Origin of the sequence: Aquabacterium sp., from assembly GCF_036279675.1 — a bacterium.
GTDB lineage: Bacteria > Pseudomonadota > Gammaproteobacteria > Burkholderiales > Burkholderiaceae_C > Aquabacterium.
The window spans coordinates 1-9,619 of sequence record NZ_DASUIS010000096.1 but is presented as its reverse complement, the minus strand read 5'-3'; the positions used below and the strand labels follow the sequence as shown (position 1 = coordinate 9,619).

Below are 9,619 nucleotides of genomic sequence, written 5' to 3'. Positions count from 1 at the left end.
GGGTAGCGCCAACACGCTCCCCAGCAACCTAGCCACAAGAAGGATCAATCATGAACGCCACTTCCATCCGCACCCGCCTGATCGCTGCTGCCGCTCTGGCATGCGCCGCCGCTGCGCCCGCTTACGCTGGCGATTTCATGGCGCGTTTCCGTGTCCTGCAACTGGACCCAGCGAACCAGAACACGGCAGATGCCGTCATCACGACTGACTCGGTTTCGGTCAACACCAAGTACATCTGGGAAATTGACGCTTCCTACTTCGTGACCGAAAACGTGGCGCTGGAACTGATTGCCACCACACCTCAAAAGCAGACCGTCTATCTGAACGGCACCAAGCTGGGTACCCTGCGTCACCTGCCTCCAACACTGTTGCTGCAGTATCACTTTGCCCCCACCAACAAGGCCGTGCGTCCTTATGCTGGCTTCGGCGTGAACTACACCCACTTCTCGGCCGTGAACCTCAATGACGTGCTGCCGCTGGACATCGACCGTCACAGCTGGGGTACCGCTGTTCAGTTCGGTGCAGACTTCCCGATCAATGACAAGGTGTCCATCAACGTCGACTTCAAGAAGATCGACATTCGTACCCGTGTGTACAACAACGGTACGCAGCTGGGCACCGTCAAGGTTGACCCCGTGCTGTTCGGTATCGGTATCGGCTACCGCTTCTGATCCAGCACTGCAGCGATCTGCTGCAAGTCGCTTGAAAGGGACCTTCGGGTCCCTTTTTCTATGGGTGTCCGTGTCGTGCGCCTTGCCAAGAAAAAAAGCTCCCGGAGGGAGCTTTTTTGTTGAAGACCTGGCAACACGGGTGGCCGGTCAGGCCCCCGCGTGGCTCATGTCGTTCAGGCTTGCTTGCGGCGAGCGCTCAGGGCGATACCGACCAGGCCCAGGCCCATCAGGGCGTAGGTCGAGGGCTCAGGCACCGAAGGCGTCGGGTTGGCGCTGACCACGGTGACGTTCTTCACGGCGCCAGGCAGCCAGGACACGAAGGACACGGCGCTACCCAGTTGGGTTTGCAGGTCGGACGACAGCGTGAACGAAGACAGGGTCATGTTCAGTGCACGTGCCGAAGCAGAGCTGCTCACGCTGTTGATGCTGTCGGCGCCGATGGTGCCCACTTCGTTGCCAGCCACCAGGATCGACTGGTTCGTGTAGGTCTTGCTGCTGCCCAGAGCTGTCACGAACAGGTCGCCGTACAGCATGTTGTCGGCGGCGTTGTACGAGAAGTTGGTCATGTTGACCTTGACCGTACCAACGAAGGCGATGGTGGTGCTCAGCGAGATGCCGGAGGTGGCGTCATACGACACCAGCGCAGCGCCAGGGAAGCTGCTCACCGAAGCGCCGGCGATGGCGTCGGTCAGGATGCCGGTCGACGAGTTGTAGGTGGAGCCACCCAGTGCCGTAGCGGTGAAATTGTTCGAGGCCAGCGCAGCGGTGTCGAACGACACGGTCGAGCTGGTCACGGGGCTCAGTGTCACGCTGGCTGCAGAGGCGGCGGTTGCAGCGACGGCCAGGAACGACACGGCGAAATGCTTCAAAAACTTCATGTTCACGTCCTTGTTTCGGTTGATTTGGGGCGCTGCTCCTGCCGCCCTCGAATAGAAGGCTCTGGTGAGCCATGTCGCGATCTTCACCCTTGTTTCTCGATTAACGCATAGGGTTCCCTCGAAGTCCCCCCGAAACCGGGGGGCGTTAAGCGCTCCAGCTGTTGCTTTCTGTAAGAACGAGAACGAGGGGAATATCGTGGGTTTCCGGGGCCAGTGTGGCGGCCTCCAGCTTGCCCAGATCCCAGGCCACGCCTACCGCCGTGACGTCGGGGTGAGCCTGCATGAAGCGGTCGAAATAGCCTCCGCCGTAGCCCAGCCGCCACCCTTCCGGGGTGAAGCCCACGCAGGGCACCAGCACCACGTCCGGGCGCACCGGTTTGCCCTTGGTCGACGGGATGTTGCATTCATCTCGCGTGTCGGGCTGATCGTTGCCGTCCCAGGCTCGGTAGTGCATGTCGATGGGTGATTTGCGCGCATAGGGCAAGGCCAGTTGACAGGCCCACTCTGAACGGGCTGTGGAAGCGACCGCCATTGGGTTAAATTCGCCCTGCATAGGCCAGTACAAGCCCAGACACTCGGGCTCCAGTTGGGCGAGCACCGCCAGCACGCGTTCCTGCAGGTCAGCTTGAGCCTGCGCGGCGGCAGGGGTGTTCATCCAGTCGCGGCGCGCTTGAAGCAGGTGTTGTCGCAGTTCGGGGCGCGTGGCGGGCGGGTTGTTCGTGGCCATAACAAAAGGTTACTCAATTGCGGATCTCTTATAAGTATGCGGCTGCTGGCGCACAGGGCCTGACTGCCATGGCGCTGGCCCTGGGGCTGCTGGGAGGCGTGAGCCCCGTGCACGCGGCGGTGGATGACACCACCGTCCAGGATGCCCGCGACGCGCTTCGCGTGCGCGACAAGCCCCGCCTGCTGGCGGCACGTGATGCGCTGATGGCTGCCCACCATCCTCTGGCGCCCTGGGCCGACTACTGGTACTTCCAGGCGCGCCTGATCGAGGCCGGCCCGACCGAGGTGGATGAATTCCTGGCGCGCTGGCCCGACAGCTATGTGGCTGACCGTGCGCGCAACGACTGGTTGCTGGAGCTGGGTCGACGCCAGGACTGGCGAACGTTTCTGCGCATCCAGCCGGCCTTCCGGATGAACGATGACCGCGAGGTGAGCTGCCTCGGGGTGCTGGCACGCTTCCAGACCCGCGCCCCCATGGAGGGGCCGGGAGACTGGCGTGAGCAGGCGCGCCAGGCCTGGTGGGGCCAGAAGGACGCAGACTATGGCTGTGACGCCATGGCCCAGGTACTGTTGGCCGCCCGTGTCCTGGAGCCCGCCGACGTGTGGCGCAAGTTGAGGCTGTCGATCGAGGCGGACAAGCCCCGCGCGGTGCAGCAAAGTGCGAAGCTGCTGGGTGATGTGATCAGTCAGGCCGTGAGCCGGGTCATGACACAGCCACAGGCTTATCTGATGCCGGCGGCGAGCCGTAACGCCTCGTTCGCCGGGGGCGATGACAGCAAGCATGCGCCTGGCGCCTCCTTGAGTGCGACGCCCAAGGCGGGCAAGCACAAGGACAAGGGCAAGGCGGCCAAACGCGGCAAGGGTCGAGCCAAACCTGACCCGACGCCGGTGCCCCTGGCCATCCCGGCAGATGCCATCAGCCCCTTGAATCTCCTGGCCTATGTGCGCTGGACCGGGGTGGACCCTTTGGCCGCCGCCAGCGCCATCGAAGACAGTGCGCAGCGGGCGCGTTGGCGCTGGAACGCCGAGGAGTCAGCCTGGGCCTGGTCTCAGCTGGGGCGGGCGACCGCCTGGAAGCTGATGCCCGAAGCACCCGCGTACTTCGAACGCGCGCTGGCCGATCGCGCCCTGGCCGCGGGAACGGGCGAGATGCGCCTGAGTGGTTCGCGCGTGGCCGCATCGTGGTCGGCTGAGACCCTGGCCTGGATGGCGCGCGCCGGCTTGCGTGCTGCTTCCGCCGGGCAGGCTGAGCGCTGGCAGCTGGTGGAGCAGGCGGTGGATGCCATGGCACCGGATCAGCAGCAGGATGGCGCCTGGCTTTACTGGAAGGCCAAGGCCTTGCAGGGTCGGGCTAAAAGTGGCGCCTCATCCCCGGTCGTGGCTGACGGGCTGCGGCAACAGGCGCGTGATCTGCTGGTGCGGGTCGCGAACCCGATGACCTTCTACGGGCAGCTTGCTGCCGAGGAGTTGCATGGTGCGCCAGCGCGTGCGCCGGCTCGCCCTGCTGCCATTTCGGAAGGCGAGCTGGCCGATGCCCGTGCCATACCCGGTATCGACCGCGCCTTGCGCATGCTGGATCTGGGTTGGCGCACCGAAGCGCTCAAGGAGTGGAATTTCACGCTGTCTTATTCCAAGGCTGGCGGCCTGAGCGACCGTGAACTGATGGCCGTGGCCGAGGAAGCCTGTCGCCGCGAGATCTGGGACCGGTGCATCAACTCCAGCGAGCGCACCCGCCAGGAGTTCAATCTGGAGCAGCGCTATCCCATGCCCTTCAAGCACGACGTGCTGACCGCCGCACGTGAGGTCGGGCTGGATCCGGCCTATATGTATGGGCTGATCCGCCAGGAGTCCCGCTTCATCATCGCGGCGAAATCGGCGGTGGGGGCATCCGGTCTGATGCAGGTGATGCCCGGCACGGCCGCCTGGACGGCGCGCAAGCTGTCCATCGAGTACCACCCCGGCCTGCTCATGGACCGCATGACCAATCTGCGCCTGGGTGCCGGCTACCTCAAGCTGGTGCTGGATGACTTCCAGGGCGCGCAGGGGCTGGCGGCGGCGGCCTACAACGCGGGCCCTTCACGACCCCGCCGTTGGCGCGATGGGCCGCGCATGGACGCCGCAGCCTGGGTCGAGAACATCCCCTTCAACGAGACGCGTGACTACGTCAAGAAGGTGCTGTCCAACGCCACGGTGTATGGGCATCTGATCAGCGGCAAGGCCTTGTCCGTGCGCAGCCGGTTGGGGCCCACGGTGGGGCCCCGCGCCGCCAGCGCGCCTCCGACGGAAGACGATCTGCCCTGATCGCCTGCTCACGGGCCATGCTTGATCGGCCGGATGGTGGTTGAACCAGGCGCACCCAGGTTCAGCGCCTGTGCGTCGCCACCTGTGCCAATGGGCGAGATCGAGAAGTTCAGGTTGCCGATCGGGCCGCCAAGCTTCAGCCTGGTCATCTCGCTCGACAACAAGGGGTAGGCGCCGCAGGGCTCGCCCGCTTCACAGATGAAGCCGTTCTGGTCCAGATCGGCGCCTGCCACCAGGACGACCGTGGCATTCAGTGGCCCCCGCAACTGCCAGGTGTACTGCCCGTTTTGCGCGTTGACGGCCACTTCGTCAACGGTCTGGTTGGTAAGCGCGTCCATGGCGATCACGTAGACCGCGCCATAGTCAGCCTGACGCCTGGCTGTGCCGGCCCCGCTCTGGTTGACGACTGTCACCTCCACGGTGAAGCTGTCGTTGCCTGTGGTGATGTCGAGGGTCAGGAACTGGGTGCCTTGAGGGAGCTGGCTGCGGTCCACGCTCACGGTGTAGGTGCCCAGGCCTGTCTGGGGATCGACATTGGCCTTGTTGATGCGCAGCGCTGCGGACGAGCTGCTGATCGTTCTCACCACGTCGGTGGTGGCGGCCGTGACGTTGAGCACCAGGCTCATGCTGGTGCGTTGAGCGCCGAAGTCCAGCGCAAACGGATTGGCGACGATCTTGCCTTTGGGTGCCACGCCCGGGGTTCGTGCCTCGTTGAGCGCCACGTCCACGGCCTTGCGAGCGTTGATCAGGCCGTAGCCGGTCGCGGTGTCAAAGCCAGGCGCACCCAGGTCATCCGTGAGCTTGCCGGCATTGAGCCATTCGTCGAGCTTGTCGGGGGTGAGATCGGGGTAGGCGTATTTCATCAGGGCGACCACGCCCGCCACGTGAGGCGTGGCCATGGAGGTGCCGACCATGGGGCCTCCGGAGGCCACTCGACGCCCTTCCGGCGTGAAGTTGGGGACCGTGCTGAAGATCTGGTCTCCGACGGGATCCCCGGTGGACGAGGTGCTGAAATCCCCGCCGGGTGCCGTGACGCGCAACTCGGGCCCTGACTGCGAGTAGAAGGCTTGCACGCGGGCCACGTTGGACGCGCCCACCGCCACGACGCCACGGCAATTGGCGGGCGAGCCCACGGGCACCGTCATGCCTTGCGGGTTGTTGGCGCCATTGCCGGAAGCGATCACCATGATCACACCGGCCTGGCGAACCTGGTTGATGGTGTCCTGATACGCCGCGGAACAGGTCGACGTCGAGCCCAGGCTCATGTTGATCACGTCGGCCTTGCGTGGCGGAAGCAGGTTGCTGCGGTTGGGCAGGCCGGCCGCATACCGCATGGCCTGGAGGATGTCGAACAGGCTGGCGTACGGGCTGCCGGGGTCGAACACACGCAGCGGCATGAGGCGGGCCATCGGGGCGACGCCGGCTGCACCGTAGCCGTCGAAGGTTTGTGCGGCGATGGTGCCGGCCACGTGGGTGCCGTGGAAATGGGGGGCTTCTCCGCTGGCTGCGTCGGGGCTGGACGGGTCATCCGGGTTGGCAGAGTCTCGATCGCCGGTGAAGTTGACCGACACAAAGCTGCGACCACCCTCGATCTGCCCGGCCAGATCCGGGTGATCAGTCATGATGCCGGAGTCGATGACGGCCACGATCGGGCGGCGCGTCGGTGGCGTGGCCAGGCTGGCCAGCCGATCCATGGCGGCAGGCAGGTTGATCTGCTCGTAGTGCCAGCGCTGGCGTGGGTAGAACGGGTCGTCTGGCGGGAAGCTGCCCACGCCTGTGGTCAGCTGATTCAGGCTGACCCGCTCGTTGAGCGCCACGTATTGGTATTGGCCGGTGCGCATCAGGGCCTTGGCATAGGCCAGGGTGTCGAGTGTGGCCGCCAGCCCTTGCGGGCGCTTGTCAGTCAGGGTGGCCGCCTGGCTCAACATCGACGCACGCTTGAAGTCCGTGTAGCCGGTGACCTGGGCCAGGCCCTTGAGCCTGGCGCTGGCCGTGGCTGGCAGGGTCAGCAGCGTGGGCACGCCAGCGGGCACGGGCACTTGAGTCAGCCCTGCTGCGCTGTGGAAGCCCTGCATGGTTTGCACGCTCTGTGCTTGAGCGCGGCCATGGTTGACGGGCTGCAGGAATTCGCTGCGCGGCAGCGCAACCAGTTGATTGGTGGCCACCAGGGCTTGTGCGCTGGTCGAGTTCGCGCAGGCGCTGGCGGTGGCCGGGCTGCCGATGCGCATGTTGTAGACCGACGCGCCACCGTTGGCGTAGACGGCGATGAAATATCGCCCCGGTTGGCTGATGCGCATGCATTCCGTGTTGCCCGTGCCCATCGAGATGCCGGCCGGATGCAGGCGGTCGTTCTCGCTGAAGAGCACCAGCTCGAGGTCGTTCTTGCCCGGGTCGGCCGAGAAGGTCAGCTCCACAACCTGATCGGTCTGCAGGTCGGCCACAAAGCCGTCGACCTGATCGCCCAGCATCTTGTTGGGGCCATCTGGCCCCGCACCTGGCTCGTTGACCGTGCCCACGAGGTTGACCGGTGTGGTCAGCGCCTGGGCGGTGTCGAAATCGTCGTTGGCGTGCCGGTTGGCTTGTCGGATGTCGTTGGTGTCCGAGTCCACGGCGGCCGTCTCGACCATGGACAGGGTGCCCGACAACGTCACGATCGTGTCGCCGTCACCGCGCGAGGAGGGTGTGCCGCTTGTGCTGCTGCCGCCGCCACCGCCGCCGCAGGCGGTGAGCGACAAGGTCAGTGCCAGGCAGGTCGCGCGCGCGTGCCATCCCTGGCCGAGTAATGTCGGCATGGTCAACTCCCTGATCTTCGGTTCTCTGTTTTCTGGTGCCGCGGGTGCGGGGCACGGCAAGCATACAAAGAGATCAGGAGCGCATCCATGACAGGGTGCGGATTTCCCCGCAATTGGGGAGGCCCATGCAGCAGAAAAGCGAAAAACCGGGCCTGGTCAGCCGACCAGCCCGGTTTTCTGGACGCGGCGCCTGATGACAGGCGCGCGCCGGGATGCTCACATACGGTTTATCAAGCCGCAGCCAGCAGCGCCGAGGTGTCGAACACGCTGCTCATCGGCGGCAGGTTCATGATCATCGGCTGAGGGGCGTTCTTGGAAACCTTGACAGGCTTGACGTTCGGGTCGTTCTGGGCGACTTCGGCCTTGTCCCAGTTGCCAGCGGACTCTTTGCCCGACACGGCGATCGAGTAGAACACGCGGAAGGCGACCTTGCGCTCGGACCAGAAGTCGGCGGCGTCACGGAAGGCGTCCAGCAGTTGCTCGCGGGTTTCGCGGTCGCACTTGTTGCCGTCAGGGATGAGTTCCAGCACCACGACGAAGCCAGGCTGCGGGCCGGACTTGTGCACCAGGTCGGTCATGCAGTCGTACAGGGCGTCGAGGTTCTTGCCGAAGTGATCCGGGAAGAGGAAGTCGCGGGCGATGATGTCCAGCACGTCCTGCTTGTTCTGAGCGGCGCTCAGGTTCGTGTACAGGAAATGTTGGCCTACCGCATTGGCAGCCAGTTGCAAGTCTTCCGGGCGGAAGGCGCGGATGGATTGAACGATGTTGGGTCGAACGGATTGCAACAACATGATCGCTTGTGCCCCGGGATTCATGGAGGTGGTCATGGCCAGACGAGCAAAGTTAAAGGTCTAAGAAAAAAGAACGGCGCTTCAACGCTGTGGATCAATTTGCTGGAAGCTTTGATAGTGATCCGCAGTGTAGAAACAAGTTTCAGGCTGTCTAGTGTCTTTACCTCCGCAAACAATTCGTCGCGCGCCGCGATCGCGTTCGCCGGGGGTAGGGACGGTGTACTCGTGATAGAAACCGCGCGGCCGACGGGGCAACAGGCGCTCGCGATTGCCAAACACCACACCATCCTTGGCATACCTGAAGGGACCACCCGCGGCAATGCGGCGGTGGACGTCTTGGGCTTGCTCGGGAAGGGCAGACAGGGCCACCGACGACGAGGCGGTGCTTGTCTCTTGTGGTGCATGGCGACGGGCCAGTGCTTCGGAAGGAAGCCAGGCGGCCGCACAAACCAGGGCCACACCAGTCAGGAAAACGGCAGACCACGCGCGGGAGGTTCTGGCGACTGCGGCGGGTGCCGCAGATGTCAAGCCACAACCGCCTGACGAGGATTCCCTGTTGACTGTGCGGGGCACCATGATGCTGTGTTTCCAGCCTTGATCTGTCAGCAATGCAGCTCTTCGTTAAAGCCGTGACTGTATAGAAAAGAGCCGAAAAGCTCAAGGCCCAGGGGGCCCTAAAGCGGGCTCCCGGGGCCTTTGCGTGGGGGGTTGACAGATTGTGATATAAGCCCGCGCCCAGGCTGGGCGGGGCTTTCACGGCGTTTCAGGCCGCTGGTCTGCTTCAGCGAACCGCGTTGGCGTCGGCTACCGTCATGGCCGTCATGTTCACGATTCGTCTAACCGTGGCGGACGGGGTCAAAATCGTCACCGGCTTGGCGGCGCCCAGCAGTACGGGGCCCAGGGCAATGTTGTTGCCGGCCGCAACCTTGAGCAGGTTGTAGGCGATGTTGGCCGCGTCGATGTTCGGGCAGACCAGCAGATTGGCTTCGCCGGTGAGGGTGCTGCGCGGCATCAATTGCTGGCGGTAGGGCTCGTCGAGGGCCGTGTCGCCGTGCATTTCGCCGTCGATTTCCAGCCAGGGCGCGCGCTCCTGGATCAGGGCCAGGGCCTCGCGCATCTTCACGGCCGAAGGCTGGTTGCTCGATCCGAAATTCGAGTGCGACAGCAAGGCCGCCTTGGGTCGCTGGCCGAAGCGCATCATTTCCTCGGCGGCCATGATGGTGATTTCGGCGAGCTGTTCGGCCGTCGGGTCGTAGTTGATGTGGGTGTCGAGCAGGTTGACGGTGCGGCCCGGCAGGATCAGGCCGGTCATGGCCGCGTAGGTCTTGACCCCGGCGCGCCGGCCGATCACCTGGTCGATGTAGTGCAGGTGCAGGCTGGTGTTGCCCCAGGTGCCGCAGATCAGGCCGTCGACTTCGCCCTTGTGCAGCAGCATCGAGCCGATCAGGGTCAGGCGGCGG

General features: G+C 64.5%; 7 protein-coding genes and 1 pseudogene. 2 read left to right on the top strand and 6 right to left on the bottom strand.

All coding sequences use genetic code 11. From position 1 onward, the window contains the following. Nucleotides 1-50 precede the first annotated feature (50 nt). Complete coding sequence (locus tag VFW93_RS11795; protein ID WP_329694184.1) at nucleotides 51-671, top strand: OmpW/AlkL family protein; 621 nt, start codon at nucleotides 51-53, stop codon at nucleotides 669-671. 173 nt (nucleotides 672-844) lie between these two features. On the opposite strand, the gene VFW93_RS11790 is transcribed toward VFW93_RS11795, so the two are convergent. Together VFW93_RS11790 and VFW93_RS11785 are read right to left on the bottom strand one after the other, a co-directional pair. Next, entirely contained in the window at nucleotides 845-1,549 is a 705-nt protein-coding gene (locus tag VFW93_RS11790; RefSeq protein WP_329694183.1) for a PEP-CTERM sorting domain-containing protein, read from the bottom strand. A 145-nt stretch (nucleotides 1,550-1,694) separates the two neighbouring features. Further along, nucleotides 1,695-2,276 (bottom strand): 5-formyltetrahydrofolate cyclo-ligase, encoded by a 582-nt coding sequence (locus tag VFW93_RS11785; RefSeq protein ID WP_329694182.1) that lies wholly within the window; start codon nucleotides 2,274-2,276, stop codon nucleotides 1,695-1,697. A 17-nt stretch (nucleotides 2,277-2,293) separates the two neighbouring features. Here VFW93_RS11785 and VFW93_RS11780 point away from each other — a divergent pair, with 17 nt between their 5' ends. Further along, nucleotides 2,294-4,576 carry a lytic transglycosylase domain-containing protein gene (locus VFW93_RS11780; protein ID WP_329694181.1) on the top strand — a complete coding sequence of 761 codons (2,283 nt, stop codon included), beginning with the start codon at nucleotides 2,294-2,296 and terminating at the stop codon, nucleotides 4,574-4,576. A gap of 8 nt (nucleotides 4,577-4,584) precedes the next feature. On the opposite strand, the gene VFW93_RS11775 is transcribed toward VFW93_RS11780, so the two are convergent. From VFW93_RS11775 to VFW93_RS11760, 4 genes and pseudogenes are all read right to left on the bottom strand, one after another. Next, entirely contained in the window at nucleotides 4,585-7,368 is a 2,784-nt protein-coding gene (locus VFW93_RS11775; RefSeq protein ID WP_329694180.1) for a S8 family serine peptidase, read from the bottom strand. 404 nt (nucleotides 7,369-7,772) lie between these two features. Beyond that, nucleotides 7,773-8,159, bottom strand: a pseudogene (locus tag VFW93_RS11770) (barstar family protein); the annotation flags it as partial. A gap of 81 nt (nucleotides 8,160-8,240) precedes the next feature. Further along, a complete protein-coding gene (locus VFW93_RS11765) occupies nucleotides 8,241-8,735 on the bottom strand; it encodes a ribonuclease domain-containing protein (protein WP_414639666.1) in 495 nt (164 codons plus the stop codon). Nucleotides 8,736-8,940: 205 nt separating this feature from the next. Next, a partial coding sequence (locus tag VFW93_RS11760) for a phosphate acyltransferase (protein WP_329694178.1) occupies nucleotides 8,941-9,619 on the bottom strand: 679 nt, incomplete at its 5' end.

Coding starts and splice junctions, on each gene's coding strand:
- VFW93_RS11765 (WP_414639666.1), bottom strand. CDS start 8,735: ATGGTGCCCCGCACAGTCAACAGGGAATCCTCGTCAGGCGGTTGTGGC.
- VFW93_RS11775 (WP_329694180.1), bottom strand. CDS start 7,368: ATGCCGACATTACTCGGCCAGGGATGGCACGCGCGCGCGACCTGCCTG.
- VFW93_RS11795 (WP_329694184.1), top strand. CDS start 51: ATGAACGCCACTTCCATCCGCACCCGCCTGATCGCTGCTGCCGCTCTG.
- VFW93_RS11785 (WP_329694182.1), bottom strand. CDS start 2,276: ATGGCCACGAACAACCCGCCCGCCACGCGCCCCGAACTGCGACAACAC.
- VFW93_RS11790 (WP_329694183.1), bottom strand. CDS start 1,549: ATGAAGTTTTTGAAGCATTTCGCCGTGTCGTTCCTGGCCGTCGCTGCA.